The sequence below is a fragment of the Corynebacterium urealyticum DSM 7109 genome (genome assembly GCF_000069945.1).
GTDB lineage: Bacteria > Actinomycetota > Actinomycetes > Mycobacteriales > Mycobacteriaceae > Corynebacterium > Corynebacterium urealyticum.
This window is the reverse complement of record NC_010545.1, coordinates 1248803-1270299: the sequence shown is the minus strand read 5'-3', so window position 1 is coordinate 1270299 and position 21497 is coordinate 1248803. Positions and strand designations below refer to the sequence as shown.

17 protein-coding genes are annotated in these 21497 nt (G+C 64.8%); 9 read left to right on the top strand and 8 right to left on the bottom strand.

Annotated elements, in window-relative coordinates; all coding sequences use genetic code 11:
- Positions 1-28: 28 nt before the first annotated feature.
- A complete protein-coding gene (gene rraA / locus CU_RS05405; protein ID WP_095075320.1) occupies positions 29-526 on the bottom strand; it encodes a ribonuclease E activity regulator RraA in 498 nt (165 codons plus the stop codon).
- 134 nt (positions 527-660) lie between these two features.
- Between rraA and secA2 the strand changes: the two genes are divergently transcribed.
- From secA2 to CU_RS05385, 4 genes are all read left to right on the top strand, one after another.
- Entirely contained in the window at positions 661-2982 is a 2322-nt protein-coding gene (gene secA2 / locus CU_RS05400) for an accessory Sec system translocase SecA2 (RefSeq protein ID WP_041628480.1), read from the top strand.
- A 96-nt stretch (positions 2983-3078) separates the two neighbouring features.
- The gene (odhI, locus tag CU_RS05395; protein ID WP_012360321.1) at positions 3079-3513 is read left to right on the top strand and encodes an oxoglutarate dehydrogenase inhibitor Odhl; all 435 of its coding nucleotides are present in this window, start codon (positions 3079-3081) and stop codon (positions 3511-3513) included.
- A gap of 5 nt (positions 3514-3518) precedes the next feature.
- The gene (gene ftsR, locus CU_RS05390; RefSeq protein WP_012360320.1) at positions 3519-4262 is read left to right on the top strand and encodes a transcriptional regulator FtsR; all 744 of its coding nucleotides are present in this window, start codon (positions 3519-3521) and stop codon (positions 4260-4262) included.
- Between the two features lie 255 nt (positions 4263-4517).
- Positions 4518-5051: a MerR family transcriptional regulator gene (locus tag CU_RS05385; RefSeq protein ID WP_012360319.1), complete on the top strand. Its 534-nt coding sequence runs from the start codon at positions 4518-4520 to the stop codon at positions 5049-5051.
- Positions 5052-5174: 123 nt separating this feature from the next.
- Here the strand turns inward: CU_RS05385 and CU_RS05380 are convergent, their stop codons facing one another.
- From CU_RS05380 to gndA, 6 genes are all read right to left on the bottom strand, one after another.
- Positions 5175-6416, bottom strand: coding sequence for a vWA domain-containing protein (locus CU_RS05380; protein WP_012360318.1), 1242 nt, complete (start codon positions 6414-6416; stop codon positions 5175-5177).
- A gap of 64 nt (positions 6417-6480) precedes the next feature.
- Complete coding sequence (locus CU_RS05375; protein ID WP_012360317.1) at positions 6481-7428, bottom strand: hypothetical protein; 948 nt, start codon at positions 7426-7428, stop codon at positions 6481-6483.
- A gap of 46 nt (positions 7429-7474) precedes the next feature.
- Positions 7475-8509: a hemolysin family protein gene (locus tag CU_RS05370; protein WP_012360316.1), complete on the bottom strand. Its 1035-nt coding sequence runs from the start codon at positions 8507-8509 to the stop codon at positions 7475-7477.
- A complete protein-coding gene (locus CU_RS05365; protein ID WP_012360315.1) occupies positions 8509-9906 on the bottom strand; it encodes a hemolysin family protein in 1398 nt (465 codons plus the stop codon). Before CU_RS05365 ends, CU_RS05370 begins: the two co-directional genes overlap by 1 nt.
- Before the next feature lie 78 nt (positions 9907-9984).
- Positions 9985-11277 carry a DEAD/DEAH box helicase gene (locus tag CU_RS05360; protein WP_012360314.1) on the bottom strand — a complete coding sequence of 431 codons (1293 nt, stop codon included), beginning with the start codon at positions 11275-11277 and terminating at the stop codon, positions 9985-9987.
- Positions 11278-12777 (bottom strand): NADP-dependent phosphogluconate dehydrogenase, encoded by a 1500-nt coding sequence (gene gndA / locus CU_RS05355; RefSeq protein WP_012360313.1) that lies wholly within the window; start codon positions 12775-12777, stop codon positions 11278-11280.
- Positions 12778-12820: 43 nt separating this feature from the next.
- On the opposite strand from gndA, the gene CU_RS05350 reads away from it, so the two are divergent.
- Positions 12821-13297: a PaaI family thioesterase gene (locus CU_RS05350; RefSeq protein WP_012360312.1), complete on the top strand. Its 477-nt coding sequence runs from the start codon at positions 12821-12823 to the stop codon at positions 13295-13297.
- A gap of 91 nt (positions 13298-13388) precedes the next feature.
- Here CU_RS05350 and CU_RS05345 read toward each other — a convergent pair whose 3' ends face one another.
- On the bottom strand, positions 13389-14819 hold the full coding sequence (locus tag CU_RS05345; protein WP_012360311.1) for an NAD(P)/FAD-dependent oxidoreductase: 1431 nt from the start codon (positions 14817-14819) through the stop codon (positions 13389-13391).
- A gap of 146 nt (positions 14820-14965) precedes the next feature.
- Here CU_RS05345 and CU_RS05340 point away from each other — a divergent pair, with 146 nt between their 5' ends.
- The 4 genes from CU_RS05340 to CU_RS05325 all read left to right on the top strand — a co-directional run bounded on the left by CU_RS05340 (position 14966) and on the right by CU_RS05325 (position 21344).
- The gene (locus tag CU_RS05340; protein ID WP_012360310.1) at positions 14966-16456 is read left to right on the top strand and encodes a class I SAM-dependent methyltransferase; all 1491 of its coding nucleotides are present in this window, start codon (positions 14966-14968) and stop codon (positions 16454-16456) included.
- A 149-nt stretch (positions 16457-16605) separates the two neighbouring features.
- A complete protein-coding gene (locus CU_RS05335; protein ID WP_012360309.1) occupies positions 16606-18312 on the top strand; it encodes an FAD-binding dehydrogenase in 1707 nt (568 codons plus the stop codon).
- Positions 18313-18429: 117 nt separating this feature from the next.
- The gene (locus CU_RS05330; protein WP_012360308.1) at positions 18430-19806 is read left to right on the top strand and encodes an amidase family protein; all 1377 of its coding nucleotides are present in this window, start codon (positions 18430-18432) and stop codon (positions 19804-19806) included.
- A gap of 122 nt (positions 19807-19928) precedes the next feature.
- The gene (locus CU_RS05325) at positions 19929-21344 is read left to right on the top strand and encodes a YkvI family membrane protein (RefSeq protein WP_012360307.1); all 1416 of its coding nucleotides are present in this window, start codon (positions 19929-19931) and stop codon (positions 21342-21344) included.
- Positions 21345-21497: the final 153 nt, after the last annotated feature.

The following is a 21497-nucleotide window of genomic DNA, read 5'->3' as shown; positions in this document are numbered from 1 at the left end:
GCGTACTAATCAGCCCCGCCAGTGGGCATTACTGCGGGTCAACCGGGGATTCCGTGACGATGATGCCGTCCGAGTCCGCATAGACGTACTCGCCCGGGTTGAACTCCACGCCACCGAAGCGCAGCACAACATCCTTCTCGCCAGCACCCGTCTTCGTGGATTTGCGCGGGTTGGTGCCCAGCGCCTTGCAGCCGAAGTCCATGTCGCCGATGGCCTTGCTGTCGCGGATCGCGGCGTTCACGATCACGCCCGCCCAACCGTTCTTCTGGCCCAGGCCGGCGATGATGTCGCCCACCAGTGCGGTGTGCAGGGACTCCTGGCCATCGATGACCAGCACGCCGCCCGGGTTCGGCTCGCTGAGGATGGACTTCAGCAGCGCATTGTCCTGGAAGCAGGACACCGTGGTGATGCGGCCGCAGAACTCGACCTTGCCGCCGAGGTCCTGGAACTGCGTGTCGCAGGACCGGGACTCCGCTCCGATGATGTCAACCAAGTCTGCCGTGGGGATAAAAGTGATCTCGCTCATAGCCTCCAAGCATAGGTGCTGGACCACCCCTGAACAGCAAGGTGCCCCACTTTGGGCGGGCATGTCCGGCCGCCCCGGTAAAGTGGACGGCGCATAAACAAGCGTCGATCCGACACGAGGTTGTAGAAGAGCACATGGCTGCATTTGACTGGTTCTGGCGTGCGATGGGCACGTCTCCGAAGAAGAATCAGAAGAAGTCCCGGGCGGTCGTCGCGCAGGCCAACCCCGAGCGCTACACCGGCGCCACCGACGACGAACTCCGCGCCGCCGCCACGGAGGCGGTTGTCAAGGCCGGGGAGAGTGAGAAGGGGCGCATCAAGGATGTCCCGCAGCTGCTCGCCGTCCTCCGCGAGGTCACCCGCCGCACCCTCGGTGTGGCCCCCTTCGACGTCCAGCTCCAGGGCACCCTCGCCCTGCTCAACGGGGACGTCGCCGAAATGGCCACCGGTGAGGGCAAAACCCTGACCGGTGCGATGGCCACCATCGGCTACGCACTGCAGGGCAAGCGCGTACACGTCATTACCGTCAACGGCTTTCTCGCGGCCCGCGATGACGAATGGATGGGGCCGATGTTCGACTTCTTCGGGCTCACCCACGGCGCCATCCAGGAGGAGCAGACCTCCGAGCAGCGCCGCGAGGTCTACCAGCGGGACATCGTCTTCGGTGCGATCAACGAACTCGGCTTCGACGTCCTCCGCGACCACCTGGCCACCGAACGCTCCGAGGTCGTCCGCACCCCCGCGGACGTCGCCGTCATCGACGAGGCGGACTCCGTGCTTGTCGACGAAGCCCTCGTTCCCCTCGTCCTCGCAGGCAGCGAGCCGGGCACCGCCCCGGCCGGCCAGATCACCCAGCTGGTCCAACGAATGGAGGAAAACGAGCACTTCACCATCTCGCCGGACCGCCGCAACGTCTTTCTGACAGACAAGGGCTCCACGTTCGTTGAAAAGGCCCTCGGCATCGATTCCCTGTACTCGGAAGGCAAGGACGGCGAGGACGCCGGTCAGACGCTCGTCCAGGTCAACGTCGCCCTGCACGCCGAGCACCTGCTCATCCGGGACGTTCACTACATCGTCAAGGACGGCTCCGTCGCCCTTATCGACGGTTCTCGGGGCCGCATTGCTGATCTCCAGCGCTGGCCCGATGGCCTGCAGGCCGCGGTGGAGGCCAAGGAGGGGCTGCGCGTCACCGATGGTGGACGCATCCTCGACCAGATCACCATCCAGGCCCTGATCGGCATGTACCCGACCGTCTGCGGCATGACCGGCACGGCCCTGGCGGCCGGGGACCAGCTGCGCCAGTTCTACGGCCTGCAGGTCTCGGTCATCGACCCGAACGTGCCGACCAAACGCTTCGACGAGGCCGACCGCATCTACGCCACCGACGAGGAACGCGACGCGGCCGTCATCGAACACATCCTCGCGGTCCAGGAGACCGGCCAGCCACAGCTCATCGGCACCCAGGATGTCGCCGCCTCCGAGCGCATCGCCGAGGCGCTTGCGGCTCGTGGCGTAGAGAGCTCGATCCTGAACGCGAAGAACCACGAGGCCGAGGCCGCCGTCGTCGCTGAAGCGGGGCGCCCCGGCCACGTTACCGTCTCCACCCAGATGGCGGGCCGAGGTACGGACATCAAGCTCGGCGGTAAGGATGAATCCGCCCGCGATGCCGCCGTCGAGGCCGGGGGACTGCACGTGGTCGGCGTTGGGCGCTTCCGCTCCCAGCGCCTGGATAACCAGCTGCGCGGTCGCGCGGGCCGCCAGGGCGACCCCGGAAGCTCGGTCTTCTTCGTCTCCCTGCAGGACGACGTCGTGGAAACCGGCGGTGCCGGGGAGAGCCTGGAAGCCCAGCCGGATGCGAGCGGTCGTTTGAATCAGAAGAAGGTCGCGAACTTCGTCGACCACTGCCAGCGCGTGACCGAAGGCCAGATGCTGGACATCCACGCCACGACCTGGAAGTACAACAAGCTCATCAAGGACCAGCGGGACATCATCGACGCCCGCCGTCAGAAGCTGCTGGATACGGACGCCGCCTGGCAGGAGCTCGCCGAAGCGCAGCCAAAGAAGGCCGCCAGCCTGCAGGAGCAGGGCATCGAGCAGGGCGTGCTGGAGCACTCGGCCCGCGCGATCATGCTCTTCCACCTGGACCTGGAGTGGAGCGAGCATCTGGCCTACCTGGACGACATCCGGGAGTCCATCCACCTGCGCGCCATTGCCCGGGAGTCGCCCATCGACGAGTTCCACCGCATGTCCATCGCCGCGTTCGGCGACTTGGCAGCTCGTGCGGTGAACAAGGCGGAGGACACCTTTGCTGAGGCGGAATTCACCAGCGAAGGCGTGGATCTGGATGGCCTCGGCCTCCACAAGCCGTCTGCGACCTGGACTTATATGGTCAACGAAAATCCGCTTTCCAGCGGTGGCGGCTCGTTGATCGGCTCTGTGGCGCAGATGTTCAGATAGTTATGAACTTGTGAAAACAACCTCGGTGACTCTCCATCGCCGGCGGGGTAGTATTGTGTTGTCGTTAGCCAAATACGTTCCAGAGAGGATCTCACTATGAGCCAGAACACCGGTAAGCCGGAGGCATCTGTCGAGACCACATCGGTGTTTCGCGCGGACCTCCTGAAGGAGATGGAGTCCGGCGCCCAGGCCGACGCATCTCCTTCCGGTGTCGAGGGGTTGCCGGAGGGCTCCGCCCTTCTCGTGGTGAAGCGCGGACCAAACGCCGGTTCCCGCTTCCTCCTCGATCAGGAAGCCACCGCCGCTGGCCGTCACCCGGACAGCGACATCTTCTTGGACGACGTCACCGTCTCCCGTCGTCACGCTGAGTTCCGCCGCAATGGCGCGGACTACGAGGTCGTGGACGTCGGATCCCTGAACGGCACCTACGTCAACCGTGAGCCGAAGAACGCCGCGGTTCTGTCCAATGGTGACGAGATCCAGATCGGCAAGTTCCGCCTCGTGTTCCTGAACGGCGCAAAGGAAAGCTAAAACTCGTGGCGGCACAAGAAGGCAACGCAGCGAAAAAGCTGCTCGAGCAGAACCCGGCGCAGACCGGGGAGAAGGTGCTTCCCACCGCCTCCATTGGCGATGTGCTGAAGCAGCTGAAGCCGGACTTCCCGGATGTGACGGTCTCCAAGATCCGCTTCCTGGAGTCCGAGGGGCTCATCACCCCTCGCCGTAGCCAGTCCGGCTACCGCCGCTTCTCCCCGGAGGACATCCAGCGTCTGCGCTACATCCTGACCCACCAGCGTGATAACTACCTGCCGCTGAAGGTCATCAAGGAGCAGCTCGATGCGATGGACGCCGGGAAGGTCACCCCGGTCTACGCCAAGCGCCAGATCGCCGGTGCGATGTCCGCGGAGCAGTTCCGCACCTCGGAGCCACGCCGCCTGACGCGTGCGGACCTGACGGCGCGTGCTGGTGTGGAGGACTCCTTCACCGGTAGCCTGATCCGCCTCGGCCTGGTCATGGCCGACCAGTCCGGTTTCTTCAGCGTGGACGACATTACGATCGTGCAGCTGGCGGACCGGCTCAGCGAGTTCGGCCTCGACGGCCGCCACCTGAAGGCCATGATGACCATCGCGCACCGCCAGCTCGACCTGGTCTCCCGCGTTTCTGATCCGCTGAAGCACGCCCGCGACGAAAACGCGCGCCAGCGCTCCGCGGAAACGGCTCGCGAGGTCTCTGCGCTGTTGCTCTCTCTTAACGCCGCCATCGTGAAGGGCAACCTCGACTAGATTCTCTAGAGCTTTTGGGCCCGCGCCGACCTCCCGCAAGGGGAGGGGCGCGGGCCTTAGCTTTTGGTCGGGGACTAATCCGGGGGAAACAAAAGTTATCTGACACGCGTGTTGTTACACATGTGTCGTTTGTTGTGGATGTTAATGTTAACCTTGAACTTGAACTTAAGGGTTTGCGGTTGACGTGTCCGCCGACCCGGCTATTCTTTAACTAGCAAGAGGGACCGCATAAGCGGCCACGGTCAGGAGAAGCGAATGGGTACGAACGAAGGCCAGCAGGATGCACTCTTCGATGTGCACGGGCCAGACTATGAGGTGGGCTACCGCGTGCCCATCGCATGCCAGGTCGCAGGTATTACTTACCGTCAGCTCGACTACTGGGCGCGCACCGACCTGGTGAAGCCCTCCATCCGCAACGCCTCCGGCTCCGGTTCCCAGCGCCTGTACTCCTTCCGTGACATCCTCGTGCTGAAGATCGTCAAGGGACTGCTCGATACCGGCATCTCCCTGCAGAACATCCGCAAGGCAGTCAGCAAGCTGGAGAACCTCGGCGTGGACGACCTCGCCGGCCTGACCCTCGTCTCCGATGGTGCGACCGTTTATGAGTGCCGTTCCTCCGAGGAGGTCATCGACCTGCTCAATGGTGGCCAGGGCGTGTTCGGCATTGCCGTTCCTGGTCTGATGAAGGAGCTCAGCGGCGATATCACGAGCTTCCCTTCCGAGAAGATTTCCCAGGACCCGGCGATCGATGAGCTCGCTGAGCGTCGTCGCCGCCGTCGCCTGGCCTAAGAGCCATCGAAGTCCGTGGCGTCGAATTCGACCACGCGGGACCTCAGGCTGCGGCGGCCTAAACGCTAGGCCCCAGCCGCTCGAGAACCCCCAAGCCTCGCTGCCCCCTGACCGCAGCGGGGCTTAAACAATACCCTTCAATACCCCGTCCACGGCCTTTGCGTCGCGGGCGGGGTAGAACTTTCCACCCGTCGCCTCCGCGATCCGCGCGAGCTCGTCTGCAGCGACATCGCCACCGATACCCACGATGTCCACACGCACCTGCGGGTTGGCCGCAGCCAGCTGGGCCTTCAGCTGCTCCACGGAGAGCTCGTCCTGGTTCTTACCGGCCAGCACCACCACCATGCGACCCGCCGGCTTCCCAGAGCCGGCCGCAGCGGAATCCACCGCCGCCTTGTGCGCCGCCGAGATGGAAACGTTTGCGTGGTTGCCGCCGCCAACATTCAGCTGGTCCAGCACCGCACCGGCGGCCGCCCCACCGTCACGGGCGGAAAGGTCGACATTCACGCGGTAGGGGGTGCGGGCGCCGGGGGAGAGCTGGGAAGAGTAGTTCCACAGGCTCACCGCACCCTCGTTGTCCCCAACGCGCTGGAAGGCTGAGTGCAGCGCACCACGCACCACGTCGAGGCGGCGGGCATCACCCTCGACGACCCCCATCGCGTCGGAGGTATCCAGCAGGAAGGTCACGTCCGTGCCACGGGCCAAAGCTGGCTTCTTCGCCGCATCCTTATCCTTCTTAGCGTCCTTGGCCTGCGCGTCCTTCTGGTCCTTCTTGTCCTTGCCGTCCTCGGTGTCCTTCGCCTTGTCACCGGTGAGCTCAGCAACCTTGGTGCTCGGCAGCTTCTGCTCTTCAACTGCGAAGCTGGTGAAGTCCGAGGCTGCTCGTTGCCCAAGCTCTGGCACGCGGTCGCCGGCCTCCAAGCGGAGCACCGGACGAGCCGGCTCGCCCACGTTCGGGACGTCATTACCAGCGGCTCGCACGCCGTGATCCTTCGCGGCTGGGAGGACGGCCGCGACGTCCTCCGGGACCCATGCTGCAGGGACCTCGGAGTCCAGCTTGGACAGGCCGTCGCGGTCCGCGACCTCAGAGATGGAGGCGGTGACGCAGTGATCAGCGACGATCCGGTCGGCATCGTTATATGCCTTCGCGAGCTCCTCAGCCGCCGCCTTGGCTTGGGGTGCGGCCCAGACGCTCAGCTCGTAATCGCCTTCCGCGCACTCCTCAGCGGCCACGCTGGTCTGGTTATTCTTCGACACCGCCGACCAGCCGATGATCAGCGCAGTGACCAGCACGACCGCGATCAACACGGCCCAGACCCACCCTGCGACCTTGAAGTTATTCTCACCACTCGCGTGACGCGCCATCGACCCTCCAAAAATCGTGTTTAAACCTTCAGTTTAGTGCAGCCCATCCCACCCCGAACCCGGATCACGTGCCCGGCGCGTCCTGCCCTGCCCGCCGGGGGTGATCCTCGTGGCTGAGCAGCAGATCCAGAAGCTCCAGCAGCTTGCCGCGCAGCTCCTGGGCCCTGCCGGTCAGCTCCCGCTGGCGGCGGACGTACTCCGCCTTGCCCTCGGCGGTTTCGATGCGCACTGGCTCGAAACCCCATTCCCGCAGGTCATAGGGGCTGGCCTCCATATCCAGCTGGCGGAAGTCCCGCGCCAGCTCGAAGCAGTCCACCCACAGCTCGCCCGGCACCACCGGGCCCAACTTGGTCGCCCACTTGTACAGGTCCATGCCCGCGTGCAGGCAGCCTGGCTGTTCAAAGAACTCCTGGCTTTCCCGCGAAAGCTGGTTGGTGTTCATCGGGGTGGAGGCCGGGGTGAAGAAGCGGAAAGCGTCGTAATGAGTGCACTTCAGTTCATGCGCCTCCACCACCTCATTGGTTCCTGCTGCTCCCAGCCGAAGCGGCTCCGGGTGTCGCGGGGTATCGCGGTAGACCATCGCCCACTCGTGCAGGCCGAAGCAGCTTAAGACCGCGGGTCGGGCAGCCGTCGCAGCGAGTAGCCGCTGGATGAACCGGGCGGTCTCGCCCCGGCGCGCCAGAAACGCCGCCGGATCCAGCCGCCAGGTATCCCCAACGCGGTGGTAGAAATCCTTCACCTGCGGCAAGCCCTCCACCGAGTCGTCAGGGCGGATCTCCAGTGCCGTGCCCAGCCCCGGGTGCCACTTCTTCAGCTTCCCAGGGGTCACCGGGTAGTAGCTGAAGAGGAAGTCCCACACCGGGTGGCGTTGACCCTGCTTGCGGCGCGCCTGGTGTGCTGCGGTCAGAGACTCCACCCGCTGAATGTGGGCAACCTCGCGAGCCTGCCACTCAGCCCAACCCAGGACACGCTCGGCCGGGCGAGTGGGGGATAACTGCGTATCAGAAGCCATACAGGCCTTCGCTGCCTCCTCTTCTCTTCGGGTGGATCTAGTGCTTCTAGTCGTGGGTCCAGTCGCGGACAGTGCCCACGAGCTCCTCGATGATGTCCTCCAGCATCACCAGACCGATGGTGCGCCCGTTCTCCACGACCGCGGCCACGTGCGAGGAGTTCACGCGCATCGCGCGCATCGCCAGGTCGAAGTTCTGCGTGCTCGTCACGGTGATCAGCGGGCGGATGGGGACGGCGACGTCGCGGTCGGCGAGGAAGTCGTCCAGCGCGTCCTTGACGTGCACGTAACCCAACCAGGTGCCGTTCGAATCGGCGACAGGGAAGCGGGAAAAACCCGTCTCCACCACCGCCCGGTGCACCTCCATGACCGTCGGTCCGGACGCACCGAAGGGCAGGGCGTAGACATCCTCACGGGGGATGAGGACCTCGCCCATCGCGCGGCGGGAACTAGCCAAAGCGTTGGAGATGCGGTCCGCCTCGTCGGCGGCGATCAGCCCCTCGGAACGGGACTCCGCGATCATGTTCGCCAACTCGTGCGGCGAGACCGTGGAGTCCAGCTCATCCTTCTGCTCGACACCGAAGGCGTGCAGCACGGTGCGGGCCATCCAGTTCAGCACGACCATGATCGGGTGCGTGACCTTAACGAATGCCAGGTGCGGCAGAACCAGGTACGTACCCACCGTCTCCGGTCCAGCGAGCGCGATATTCTTCGGCACCATCTCGCCCAGCACGATGTGCAGCATCGTGATCAGCAGCAGCGCAATGGTAAAGCCGATCGGGTGGACGAAACTCTCCGGCAGCCCCAGAGCCGCCAGCGGGGCCTCGATGAGGTGGGCGATCGCCGGCTCGCCGATCATGCCCAACAGGACGGAGGCGATGGTGATACCGAACTGCGCGCCCGCCAGCATGATGGTCAGATGCTCGACGGCGTAGCGGACCTTCTTCGCCCGCTGGTTACCCGAGGCGATCATCGAGTCCAGGCGGTCCTTGCGGGAGGAGATCAGCGCGAACTCCACCGCCACGAAGAAGGCGTTGACCAGGATCAGAAAAGCGGCAAGAAGAATGCCCCACAAATCACCCATTAGTTCTCACCCTCCTCGTCGATGTACTCTGCGGCCTGCTCCTCGGTGATCGGGCTCAGGATCACCCGGTCGACGCGGTGTTTATCCATCGAGATCACGCGGGCCAACCAGCGGTTGTTCAGACCGCTTTCAAACGAGTCCCGGAGTTCCCGCTCGGAGCGGGGGAGGACCACCTGGTCGCCCTCCTGCGGCACCCTGCCCAGGGCCGACATCACGAGCCCACCGAGGGTCTCGTAGGGGCCGTCCGGGGCGGTGTAGCCGACCTCCTCGAAGATCTCGTCGGTACGGACCAAGCCGGACATCTCCCACATCTGCCCGGTGCGGCGGACCTCGGCGTCCTCGTCCTTATCGTCGTATTCATCCCAGACCTCGCCGACGATTTCCTCGACGACGTCCTCGATAGTGATGATGCCGGAGGTGCCGCCGTACTCGTCCGCGACGAGGATGAGCTGCGAACCGGCGGAACGCACGCTCTGCAGGACGGCCTCCCCGCCCAGGCTTTCTGGGACGGTGGGGACGGGGCGGGCGAGACGCTTGACGGTGGTCGTCGCCAGCCGCTCCGGCTGCAGCGCGACCGCGTCCTTGACATGGACGACGCCGATCGTGTCGTCCAAATCGCCGCGGGTGACGGGGAAGCGAGAGTGACCGGTCTCCATTGCGAGCAGGATCAGCTTGTCGGCGGTGTCCTCTTCATCCAGCGACTCGACGGTGGAGCGCGGCGTCATGATGTCGTCGGCCGAGATGTCCCGGAATCGCAGGGAACGGTCCAGGATCTGAGCCTTGGCCTGCGTGAACTCGCCGGTCCCGGCGGAGGACTTCACGATCGCGGCAAGCTCCTTCGGGCTACGCGCGCTGGCCAGCTCGTCGGCCGGCTCGATGCCGAAGCGGTGCAGTACAAAGTTGGCGAGGTTGTTCAGCCAAGAGATGAAGCCACGGAAGAACTGGTTGAAGGCCCACACCGGGCGGATGGTGAAGCGCGCGACCTTGATCGGGTCGGTGATCGCCAAGTTCTTCGGCACTAGCTCGCCGAAGATCATGGAGAGGGCAGTGGCCAGGATGACGGCGAGGGTCAGCGCGATCGCCATCGAGGCGGAGTGCGGGATGCCGAATAGGTCCAGCATCGGGGTGAAGAACTTCGCCAGGATCGGTTCGGCGAGGAAGCCAGTGGCCAGGGTCGTGATCGTGATGCCCAGCTGGGCTCCGGAAAGCAGCAGCGAGAGCTCGCCGTGAGCCTTTTGGATAAGGCGTGCCGGGCCGTCCTTCTTTTCCTTAACGTGTTGGTCGATGGTCGATCTTTCGAGACCGGTGATGGCGAACTCGATCCCGACGAACAGCCCGGTGCCCGCGGTCAGTGCAATGAAGCCCGCGAGGCCGAGAATGCTCAGCAGTATGTCCATATTCTTGAGAAGTTGTCCTTGGCGAGGAGTGAGTGGGTGGTGGGTTGCGCGTGCCCCGGGGACCCGGGGCGGTGGTGGTTATTCACGGAGAATCCGGCGGACGAGCCTGGTGGACTCGACTTTCTCGTAGCCCAGGTTAGCGGCCCGCATCATGGTCGAAACTTCGCGAACCTGGTCGGGGAAGGCAAGCAGGGCGACCGTGCCGGACGCACCCGCGCGGCCCGTACGGCCCGAGCGGTGTACGAGCGCCTTGGGGTCCCGCGGTGGGTCGATGTGCACGACGGCCTGCACGCCGGGCACATCGATGCCCCGGGCTGCGATATCGGTGGCAACAAGCACGCGCACCTTGCCCTCCCGGAAGTCCGCCAGCGCTCGCTGGCGGGACTGATGGCCGCGATTACCATGCAATGCGGAGACTTTGATCCCGCCCGCCGAGAGGTACTTCGCCCAGCGCGTCACCGCATGAGTGGTACGCACGAAGAAAATCACGCGGGGTACCTTGCGGGCGATCGCGCGGACCGCTGCCTGACGCTGACCGTTATCGGCAACCTCGCTGAGGAGGAATTCCACCGGGGAGGCCAGGTCCTCGGTTGCACGTGGAGTTGGGCGAGGGCCCGTGGGGCGAGCGTTTACCTCGGCCTGGTGCCTCACGCTGGCCGTGGTGGGGCCCGGGGCGGATGTTGCGCCCGAGTGTGTGCCTTCGGCCTCGATGCGGACCGGGTTATGAGTCCAGCCCTCGGCCAGGGCCGCGACCTCGCCATCCAGGGTCGCGGAGAAGAGCAGCCGCTGGCTGCCCCTCGGAGTGCGTTCGAGGATAGCCTGCACCTGGGGAAGGAAGCCCAGGTCAGCCATGTGGTCGGCCTCGTCCACGACGGTGACCGCGCAGTGCTCCAGGCTGATCGCTCGGCGCTCAATAAGGTCGTTCAGCCGGCCCGGGGTGGCAACGACGATATCCACCGTGCGGGCGAGGGAGGTGAGGTTAGCCCGCACCTTGACCCCTCCCACCAGGACAAGTGCTCGCAGCCCCAGCGCTGCGGCGTGCGGGTCCAGGTTCTCGAAGACCTGTTCCGCGAGTTCGCGGGTGGGGCAGAGCACCACGCCGCGGGGATTGCCCGGCCGCGTGGCACGAGGCAGATCCCCGGAACTCAACCGGGCCAGCATGGGCAGCCCGAAGGCGAGCGTTTTGCCCGAGCCGGTCGGAGCGCTGGCCAGCACGTCCTTGCCCTCAACGGCGGAGGGGATCACGCTGGCCTGGATGGGAAAGGCTTCACGCAGCCCCGCGCGCTGCAGGGACTGGGCGAGCGCTAGTGGTAGCCCGAGCGATCGAAACTCGGGCTGGGAAGACGGCGGCTCGGGGTCAGGCGACGGCACTTAAGCCTCGACCTCGCTGCGGTCGCCGGACCAGAGGGTGTGGAAGGCACCAGGCTTATCCACGCGGCCGTAGGTGTGGGCGCCGAAGAAGTCGCGCTGGCCCTGAATCAGCGCGGCCGGCAGGCGCTGGGCACGCAGGGAGTCGTAGTAGGAGAGCGACGAGGCGAACACCGGAACTGGGTGCCCCTGGGCGGTCGCGGTCCCGACGACACGGCGCCACGAATCCACCAGACCAGACATCTGTTCCAGGAAGTACTCATCCAGCAGCAGGGACGGCAGCTGCCGGTCAGCCTCGTAGGCATCGACGATGCGGTTGAGGAAACGGGCGCGGATGATGCAGCCACCGCGCCAGATGCGGGCAAGGTCCCGGGGGTCGACGTCCCAACCGTATTCCTCCGAACCCGCGAGGATCTGGTCGAAGCCCTGGGCATAGGCGACCATCTTCGACGCGTACAGCGCGCGGCGGACGTCCTCGATGAAGTCCGCACGCTGGGCGGGGTCCACTGGGGTAGCCAGCTCACCGGAGGCGAGCTTGCCCTGGGCGGCCTGGCGCGCAGGGCCATCAGAGGAGAGCGCGCGGGCAAACACCGCCTCACCGATACCGGTGACCGGGATGCCCAGGTCGCAGGCGGACTTCACAGTCCAGCGGCCCGTGCCCTTCTGGCCAGCAGCGTCCACGATGATGTCCACCAGCGGCTTGCCGGTTTCGGCATCGACCTGCGCCAGGACCTCCGCGGTGATCTCCACGAGGTAGGACTCCAGCTCGCCGGTATTCCACTCGCGGAAGACCTCGGAGATCTCCTTCGGGCTCAGCCCCGCCCCGTAACGCAGCAGGTGGTAAGCCTCGCCGATGACCTGCATATCCGCGTACTCGATGCCGTTGTGGACCATCTTGACGAAGTGGCCGGCGCCGTCCGGGCCGATGTGCGCGCAGCACGGCTCGCCATCAACCTTCGCGGAAATGGACTCCAGCAGCGGGCCCAGGGACTCGTAGGCCTCGGCGGTGCCGCCAGGCATGATCGCCGGGCCGTTCAGGGCGCCCTCCTCGCCGCCGGAGATACCGGTGCCGACGAAGTGCAGGCCGCGCGCGGAGATCTCCTTCTCGCGGCGGATCGTGTCCGTGTACAGGGCGTTGCCACCATCGATGATGATGTCGCCCGGGTCCATGAGATCGGCGAGCTGCTCGATCATGGCATCGGTGGCGGGGCCGGCCTGCACCATAATCAGCGCGCGGCGCGGCTTTTCGAGGGAAGCCACGAAGGCTTCCAAAGTCTCGGCTGGGATGAAAGAACCCTGCTCGCCGAAGTTCTCCATGAAGCCCTCGGTGCGGGCGAAAGTGCGGTTGAAAACCGCCACGGTGTGGCCGTGATTCGCGAAGTTGCGGGCGATGTTGGACCCCATCACCGCCAGGCCGATCACGCCGATCTGGGCGAGCTCGCCATCTGGTGCGCCTGCGGGTGCCTGATTCGAGGAAAGATTCGGTGCCGAAGGTTTACTCATGATTTCCCAGTTTACCCCGATGCTTAGTGGTTAATCTATTGGCATGAACGAACATGTGAAGACCATGCTGGAGCTCAGCAGCACTGCCGGCCAGCGTAAGCTCACCGGTGAAGAGCTCGACACCCTCAACGGAATTATGACCGCCACCAACGGATTGGAAGAGGCACTGGGTGTTCGCTACACCGAGGTAGCACCTCATTCCCTCACCCTGCGCCTTGAGGTGCAACCGATCCACCTGCAGCCTTGGGGGATCACCAACGGGGGCATCTACGCCACGCTGGGGGAGACCGCAGCCAGCATGGCCAGCTTTGTTGCCGCGGGCGCGGGCCCGATCGTCGTCGGAACGAACAACAACACCGACTTCCTGCGGCCATCGAAGGCCGGCGACGTCATCGTCTCCACCGCGACCGCTGAGCACCTGGGGTCGACCTCCCACCTGTGGCGCGTCGAGCACCGCAATGAGGAGACCGGGAAGCTGCTGGCCCTGACCATGCTGAAGACCGCCGTGATGAATAAGTGAGTTAACGCCAAGCAAAAATCCCCGGCCACCCACCACGAAGGTGGGGCCGGGGATCGAGCTTTTCTAGCGCCCTCGGGCGCCAGCGCGGGAACTAGTCGGCGTCAGCCGGGGTATCGCGCCCCTCGCCGAACTTAAGGTTATCGCGCACCTCGAGGGAGCGGATGCCCTTCTCGTCCTCCAGCTTGCGCAGCTTGTTCAGCGCGTTACGGGCGTGCAGCTGCTGGCGGGTAGCAACCAGCTGCCAGCGGCGGCGGGAAACGGAGTTCAGGCCCCAGCTGAACGCGGCGATCGCGCGGTTGCGGAAGCCGACCAGGTACAGCAGGTGCAGGGCCAGCCACATCAGCCAACCGATGAAGCCGGAGACCTCGGCCTTGTTGATCTTCACCACAGCGTTGAAGCGGGAGACGATCGCCATGGAGCCCTTGTCGAAGTAGTCGAACGGGGCGCGAGCTTCCGGGCTGGTGCCGTTCTCGATCTCGTCGATGATGGTCTTCGCAGCGTACTGACCACCCTGCATAGCGACCTGGGCCACGCCCGGCAGGCCGTTGAGGTTGATCATGTCGCCGATCAGGAAGACGTTCTTGTGCTCGCCCAGGGTCAGGTCCTCGTTGACCATGACGCGGCCCGCGCGGTCGGACTCCACACCAGCCTGGTCGGCGACGTGCTTGCCCAGCGGGGAAGCGGCCACACCGGCGGACCAGATCTTGGCGTAGCTCGGGATCGAGGACTCCTCGCCCGTCTTCATGTTCTTGTAGGTCACGCCCTCACGGTCCACGTTAGTGACCAGGGAGTTCAGGACGACCTCGACGCCAAGATCCTCAAGCTTGCGGCGAGCCTTGCGGCCCAGGCGCTTGCCGAACGGAGGCAGAACCTGCGGGCCACCGTCGATGAGGATGATGCGGGCGTCGTTGGTGTCAACCTCGCGGAACTCCTTGGCGAGGGTGCGGTGCGCCATCTCAGCCAGCTGACCAGCCAGCTCCACGCCGGTCGGGCCCGCGCCGACGACGACGAAGTTCAGCAGGCGGCGGCGCTCCTCCGGGTCAGTGGTGATCTCGGCGCGCTCGAAGGCGCCGGTGACGCGGGCACGGATCTCCAGGGCATCGTCGACGGACTTCATGCCCGGCGCGAACTCGGCGAAGTGGTCATTACCGAAGTAGGACTGTGCAGCGCCCGCAGCGAGGATCAGGGAGTCGTACTCGATGACAGCTTCCTTGCCGCCCAGGTCCGCGGTGACGTTCTGGCCGTCGATGTCGATGTTGCGGACCTCGCCCTTGATCACGCGGATGTTCTCGTCGTCCGCCATCAGCTGGCGGATGGAAGGTGCGATCTCACCTTCAGACAGGATACCGGTCGCGACCTGGTACAGCAGTGGCTGGAACAGGTGGTGGTTGGTGCGGTCGATGATGGTGACCGCGATGTCCTTGCCCTTGAACTTCTTTGCCGCGAACAGACCGCCGAAACCGCCGCCGATGATGACGACGTGGTGGCGCTTACCTGCTGGACCAAGGGAGTTGGTGGTCATAAGAAACTAATGCTCCTCAGCACAATATTTTTGGTTTTTGTATTCAAGTTCTCGCTGATATACGGACCCTGTGAGATCCTCACGAAGCGTGCTTCAACAATCCTAATGCTTAAGGCCTTCTAAAGCACTTCCGGGATCCACCTGATATGAGTTGCTTCCTGAGTGTTAATACCCCGTTTGGGCCACAATATCGGCTAACTTTAGGGATAACTTCACCGCGAATGGCCGAGTCGGCCCCGCGAGCACCGGGAGAGGAGTGTCTGATAGTTCCCGTGGAGCGTTTCTCTCTCGACCCCTATATCGACCCCGAGCGGTGGCCGCACCTCGCTGAGCTGCCCCGCGGCCGGTTCCTCGGCAAGCGATCCGAGGCATTTCGCGAGCGACTGGAAAAACTCTTGGACGATGAGGGGGTCTCCTTCGACTCCAAGGACGAGACCTACCTCGAGGTACGCGACGGGCTCATGCTCGACCGGGTGGTCGCCCAAGGCTGGCTGGGGCTCGCGGAAAGCTATCTGATCGGGGAGTGGCGGGCCGATCCGCTGGTCAAGGTGCTGGAGGTTCTTCTCAGCCAGCCCCTCGAGGCTCCAATGAACACCCTGCTCGGTGGCATTAGCCCGCTCAAGCCGCGACATAACTTCGGCTCGGTGCGTGCCGGCGAGCTGCCCGACGGTCTCGTGGAGCTGTACGCGGGAGCCACCCGCGCCACCGCCACTGCGTTGTTTGCCTCTGCCGCCCGCACCACGGAAACCGTGCAGGTCGACCGCAGGACCGGGGAGACTCTAGTGGATGACGAGGAGAATCCCGAGCCCCGCGGTTTGGCAGGTGTGCGCCGCCGACTCAGCAAGCCGGAGCAGCCCGTCACTCTTGATGAAACCTGGTACCTCAAGCCCGCCGACGCGCAGCGCCAGGACCTCAACTCCGGGCAGCTGCGCCGCATCAATCTGATGCTGGACGAGGCGAATGTTGGCCCGGGCGACCGCGTCCTCGAACTCTCGAGTTCCGGCGGTCAGCTAGCGATTCTCGCGGCCCAGCGGGGCGCCTCGGTGAGTGTGCTGACCTCCGATGAGGAGCACGCCGAGGTGGTGCGCTCCCGTGTGCGCCAGGCCGGCGTAGCCGGCGGCGTGCGCGTCGAGCTGATCAGTGGCCCGGTACCCTCGCCGCGGCAATGGGCAGGCGAATACGACGCGATCTTCTCCACCGAGCGGCTGGAAACCCTGGGGCGAGGTGGCCTTGGGCACTTCTTCCGGGCCGTGGATAGGCTCCTCGCGGACGGGGGCGTGGCCGTGGTGCAGACCCTGGTCGCCACCCCGCAGATGCGCGATACCGCGCGGGAATCCCTCGACGTGGTGCGTGGCTACATCTGGCCCGCGCTGGAATACTCGCCGGCGGCACTGATCCGCCAGCACATCTTCGCCGCCGGGCTGGACGTCGTCGCCGAAAATCACCTGGGGCCGCACCTCGCGGCGACCCTGCCGATGTGGCGTGCCCACTTCGCTTCCCGCGAGCGACAGGCTGCTGCCGCGGGCTTCGACGCGATCTATCGCCGCCTCTGGGACTTCCAGCTCGCGCTGCACCAGGCTCTCGTGGACGCCGGCGACATCGACTGCATGCAGTTCGTTATTCGCCACCGCCATTAGCGCGAGGCGGGGTCGGTCGCGCGAGGGGTTGATGGAAATTTCGCAATTCACGCACACAGCAATGTCCTTTGCCTAAACTAACCATCTATATTCGCGCCCCACGATCCCGTGGAGCCGAGGCAGATGCCCGTAGATAAGGGGAGGACAGTTTGAGCACGCAGTGGAATCCGGACGTCATCGTCGTCGGCGCAGGCCTGGCAGGCCTTGTCACCGCATACGAGGCCGCAACGAGCGGGTTGAACGTCCTCATTCTGGACCAGGAAAACCGTAATAACCTCGGCGGACAGGCGTTCTGGTCCCTCGGCGGCCTGTTCTACGTCGACAGCCCGGAGCAGCGGCTCATGGGGGTCAAGGACAGCGAAGACCTCGCCTGGCGAGACTGGGAGAACTCCGCGCAATTCGAAGACACCCCGAACGACCGCTGGCCGAAGGCCTGGGGCCGGGAGTACGTCCGCTTCGCCGCCAACGAGAAGCGCAGCTACCTGAAGAACCTGGGGCTCAACGTCCTGCCCACCGTCGGCTGGGCGGAGCGCGGCTCCGGCGACGCCTCCGGGCACGGCAACAGCGTGCCGCGTTTCCACCTGACCTGGGGGACCGGACCGGAGGTCGTCCGCGTCTTCCGCGAGCAGGTCGAGAAGCTGGAACAGGAGGGTCGCATCCGCTTCGAGTTCCGTCACCGCGTCGACGAGCTGATCACGGGATCCGGGGCCGACGGGCGCACCCGGATCGAGGGCGTGCGTGGCACGGTCCTGGAAGCCACGGACCTCCCGCGCGGCGAGGCGTCCTCCCGAACAGCGGTGGGTGAGTTCGAGTTCCGGGCGGCGGGCACCGTCGTCGCCTCGGGCGGAATTGGCGGAAACCTCGACCTGGTGCGCAAGCGCTGGCCGACGGACCGCTGGGGACCCGCCCCGGAGGACATGGTCACCGGCGTGCCGGCCCACGTCGACGGCCGCATGATCGGCATCTCCGAAACTGCGGGCGCGAACCTCGTGAACACCGACCGGACCTGGCACTACCCGGAGGGCATGCACAACTGGAACTCCATCTGGCCAGGCCACGGCATCCGAATCATCCCAGGTCCCAGCGCGATGTGGCTGGACGCTGCGGGGCAGCGGCTGCCCAGCACCCTCATTCCGGGCGGCGATAACCTCGCGGCACTGAGCCATATTGGGCGCACCGGGATGGGCTACAGCTGGTTCATCCTGAACAAGACCATCGCCGCCAAGGAGTTCATCTTCTCCGGCTCCGAGCAGAACCCGGACCTCACGGACAAGAGCGTAAAGAAGCTGCTCTCCAAGCTCGGCTCCGGCATGCAGGTCGCCGTGCAGGCCTTCATGGATCACGGCGAGGACTGGGTGATCGCGGACGACCTCAGCAGCCTGGTCAAGAAGATGAACGAGCTGGTCGGGCCGGATAAGCCACAGGTCGACGAGGCCGAGCTGCGCCGCCAGATCGAGGATCGGGATAGCCAGATCGAGAATAAGTTCTCCAAGGACTATCAGATCAACTACATCCGCACCGCACGCCAGTATCTGGGCGACAAGGTGGTGCGCTGTGCTTCGCCACATGAGCTGATGGACCCGAAGCACGGGCCGTTGATTGCCGTGCGTCTGAGTGTGCTGACCCGAAAGACCCTGGGCGGGATCGAGACCGACCTGGCTGGGCGCTGCCTCACCAACGATGGGGAAGTCCTGCCGGGGCTCTACGCGGTCGGCGAGGTCGCGGGCTTCGGTGGTGGCGGTATGCACGGCCAGAACGCGCTGGAGGGAACCTTCCTCGGCGGCTGCATCCACTCCGGAAAGCGGGTCGGCGAGCAGCTGAGGTACACGCTGCCTAAGGCCGGCGCTGGGGCATAGCGCGACCCGAGGGTGGCAGGGCTCACGCCGGGTGGGGTGACCGGGTGAGCGCTGTGCCCCGCTGTAGCGCGGGGGATCAGGAGCTGGAAATAGATCGAAAGAAAGCGGTGAGTGGAGATGGCGCCTCAGGAAAACAACGCCAGTGCCCGTCATGGAAACGTCGGGGACGCCCCGTGGCACGAGCTCGACGCGCACCAGTGGCGCGCGAGGGTCGCGGAGCGTTCGGCGGTGGAAGGGGTGCGCGCAGCCCTCGAAAGGATTGAGGAGCGAGACGCGTTCATCAACGCTTTCAGCCAGGTCTTTGCGGAAGACGCCCTGCGGGCAGCTTCAGCGCTCGACCAGCTTGATCCCTCGGAGCGTGGAGCTCTCCACGGCGTCCCCGTAGCCATTAAGGAGGAGCTCGATGTCGCTGGTGCGGTGACGAGTTTTGGAACCCGCGCGAACCACACGCCGAAGACCGCAGACTCCGCGGTCGTCGCCCGGCTCCGCGCCGCGGGGGCGATCATCATCGGCAAGACTCACATGCCGGAGTTCGGCGCTTATCCACTGACCTCCTCGCAGGGTTACGGGGTGACCCGCAACCCGATCGATCTTTCCCGGACCCCAGGTGGCTCCTCTGGGGGCTCCGCCGCAGCGGTAGCGGCGGGGATGGTGCCGATCGCGATGGGCGGCGATGGTGGTGGCTCGGTGAGAATCCCGGCGGCGATGTGCGGGCTGGTGGGGCTCAAACCGGGTCGGGGAGTGCTGCCCACCGCCCCCTATACCGACCTGTGGAAGTCCCTGGGGACGTCCGGCCCGATGGCGCGCACGGTGGAGGACATCGAGCTGATGATGTCCGTCTTGCAGGACTACGATCCTGCTCCACTCGGACCGCGTGGACACGAAGGGGAGAGGCCCTGGCGGGTTGCGTGGCTGGACCGCTCGAGCACGCCGTTCATCCCGGTGGCCACGGCCAATCGCGAGGCGCGAAAGCGTGCCACCGCGCAGCTCGAGGCGCAGGGGGTGGAGGTTCGGCCGCTGTCTGCTCGGCTGCCGGATCCCACGCTGCCGTTCCTGATCCTCATGTTCGCCGGAATCCGGAGCGAAATCGGACTGCTGGAAAAGCCCGATCGCATCGAAAAGCGCCACCGACTGACCAAGCTGGTGGGCGCGCTCATGACGCCGAAGATGGTGTCCTGGGCGGAGAAAAAGGCAGCCGCCATTGGGCGCAAGGTCTCGGACATCATGGCCCGCGAGGGTATTGATGCGATCCTCACGCCGACCGTGGCCGACCGGCCACGCCGCGCTGACCTGCTGGTGGGGAAGGGAGCCATTCGTGCCTCCCTGCTGAGCATGCCCTCGATCGCCTACACCGCCATGTGGAATGTCGCGGGTCAGCCGGCGCTAGCCGTGCCAATGGGGCAGGGCAGCGACGGGCTTCCGACCAGCGTGCAAATGGTGGGAGATGTCGGCGCCGAGAAAAAGCTCCTGGATCTTGCCCGCGAACTGGCGTGACCCAGGGGATGCGGGGGCGATTTGTGTCTGCGAACACAGTTTCGCAATATGAGAATAAGGGAATATTAAGCAATACTGGGAAGCGTTCGTATTTGTGATATTTACGAAAGAGGCTCTCATTAGTGTCTTTGAAAAACACTTTTAAAATTGCATTATCCTTTGTGGGCCTCCTGGTCGGCGCGGGTTTCGCGACTGGTCAAGAGGTCATTCAATATTTCGGCTCCTTTGGGCTTTCCGCGCTGTGGGGCGCGCTGCTCGCCGGAGTCCTGATGACCATCGCCGGGGCAGTGATCCTGCAGCTCGGCAGCTATTTCCTGGCGCAGGAGCACCGCATGGTGTTCCGAAACATGTCCCACCCGATCGTCTCCAGGTTCTTGGACTTCGGCGTGACCTTCACGCTGTTTGCCGTGGGCTTCGTGATGCTCGCGGGGGCGGGGTCCAACCTGGAGCAGCAGTTCGGCTGGCCCGCCTGGGTCGGCTCGCTGATCATGCTGATCCTGGTGATGATCACCGGGTTGATGGACGTCGACAAAGTTTCCAGCATCATTTCGACGGTGACGCCGCTGATCATCATCGCGGTGCTTTTCGCCTTCGGCTACACGCTGTTCAACCTGCCGGATGACATGGCGGAAATGGGGCAGTTGGCCCAGGGGGCGGAATCGCCGATTAGCCCGTGGTGGCTGTCTGCGCTGAACTACACGGGGCTCGCGCTGCTGCTGGGGCTCTCGATGGCCCTGGTCATCGGCGGTGCCAACACCAAGCCGCGCGAGGCGGGTGTAGGCGGCCTTATGGGTGGTCTGATCTACCTGACGATGCTGATGATGGCGACCTTCGTGTTGCTCGCGAACTTCGATGTGGTCGGGGATTCGAGCGTGCCGATGCTGAGCTTGATCGACCACATCAATCACCCGCTGTCCTATGTGATGGCCGTGATTATCTTCATCATGATCTACAACACCTGCATCGGCATGTTCTACGCGCTGGGGCGTCGCCTGACGGCCAATCACCGCGATAAGTACCGTCCGGTGTTCCTGGGTGTCTGCCTGGTGGGCTTCGGCGTGAGCTTCTTCGGCTTCGAAGCGCTGATGGCCAATGTCTATCCGATCATCGGCTGGGTGGGGCTACTGACGATCGCAGTGCTCGTCGCCTGGTGGATCAAGTCTCGCGTGCGCATCCAGCGCGAGGCTAAGTACCGCGAGCGCGCCACCGAACTGGTGAATAAGTTCCACGAGGGGGAGGAAGAGCTGAGCGACTCGGAGAGCCGCGAGCTCAAGAAGATCGTGGAGAAGTCCAACGTGGGCAACTACGAGCTCGCCGAGGCGCTCACTCGCGAGTACCACGGTGATTCTGAAGATCTGGACGAGAAGGACTCGGCTGAGGAGAACGCTGCCGACACCGGAGAGGCCTCCGAGGAGCCGTCTTCGGAGGAGGATGCCACGACGGAGATCGAAAACTCGACCCAGGAGCTCATGGATGAGCTCGAGGTTGATTGGGAGCCCGGCGAGGATTCCGAGCTGAAGGGAGCCAAGGACTCCTAGAGTTCCGAGGGGGTGGCGCCCGTTGCATCTGCTGCGACGGGGCCGCTGGGGCATGGCGCAGGCCCGGCCCCATAAAAGCAAAGTGTCATAATGTATATTATCGGACAATAGCGACCAGGCTGCTTGCCGACGGATGTCGCGATGATCCCTGTA